This window comes from Vibrio sp. 1078-1, from assembly GCF_033340475.1.
This window is the reverse complement of record NZ_JAWOWM010000105.1, coordinates 1-1,026: the sequence shown is the minus strand read 5'-3', so window position 1 is coordinate 1,026 and position 1,026 is coordinate 1. Positions and strand designations below refer to the sequence as shown.

The 1,026-nt window shown below is 47.5% G+C and carries 1 protein-coding gene and 1 pseudogene; one reads left to right on the top strand and one right to left on the bottom strand.

Annotation, left to right across the window (positions count from 1 at the left end; all coding sequences use genetic code 11):
* Nucleotides 1-109: pseudogene (locus tag R7190_RS25915) on the top strand (LysE family translocator); the annotation flags it as partial.
* 89 nt (nt 110-198) lie between these two features.
* Here R7190_RS25915 and R7190_RS25910 read toward each other — a convergent pair.
* The coding region (locus R7190_RS25910; protein WP_318137685.1) for a hemolysin at nt 199-1,026 on the bottom strand (828 nt) is incomplete at its 5' end.

Sequence of the window (1,026 nt, the reverse complement as noted above, 5' to 3'; positions counted from 1 at the left end):
CACGTCACCCCAATTACAAGCCTTCTTGTTGAAGATTAAGCATCGACTCAATCAAGCATGTGGGGCGGGTTTGGTCATTTTCGGCGCGATGCTGGGCTTAAAGGCTTAATACGTTTTCGGTCAGAGTTTGAACACAAAAAATGCGGCTACTGGAGCCGCATTACAATCCACAAACCTTAGGTCTGATAAGTGAAACGTTTATTGAGTGATAACGGTGAGCTTATCCCAATCAATCGTGAAGCGAATTTGCGCCTCAGTGTAATGGCTCGTTGTGCCTTGATCGTACCAGTTACACGCATTGCGAGAGAAACCTTCGTCAACTTCTTTCATGCCCGCTCGTGCAATCATCTCCGTTTTGGGCTCTTCTCCGCGCTCAAATTCTGGTGTGAACACGTATTGGAATTTCGGTTTGAAACCGTAGATCAAACGCGGCAAGTTCTCTTCTGGTAATAGGTTTTCGTTTGAACAACCTGTGTAGTGGTAAACACCCGCCCATTTACCGTAATACTGGTAGTCGTTGGTGTAAATTTGGCTAAGAGGGGTGGTCCACTTAACGCCCATACCGCGTTCCATGGAAGCTTTTGGCTTGGCTGCGGTGACGTAATCCTTACTTGAGTAACGAGAGGTATAAGCCACACCGAGATCGGTCGTCAACGAGCCAGAAAAACTTGGTGCCGAGCCCGGTGTTGCAGTTGCGGTTAAGCCGATAGACGGTGCAACCGTGGTTGTCGATACTGAAACATCATTGGCTTCGTTTTGCGGTGAGTAATCCTCACTAAATACAGGCGTGCCACCAGCTTGATAGATGCTGTAATCGAACGCAACTGGGTAGTTTTGAGTAAAACGGTCAACAATCGCTGCATCAAAAGTGTGTTTTACACCCGGCTTACCTGGTACATAACCATTCCCTAGAGTGATCACGCGAGCCGCTTTTTTGTCATTCTTTGAGTTATGGAATAACTCAACCAGTAACTTCATCTGCACACGGCTACCACGAAACTCGTACGGGAAAAGCTCAGGCTCGCT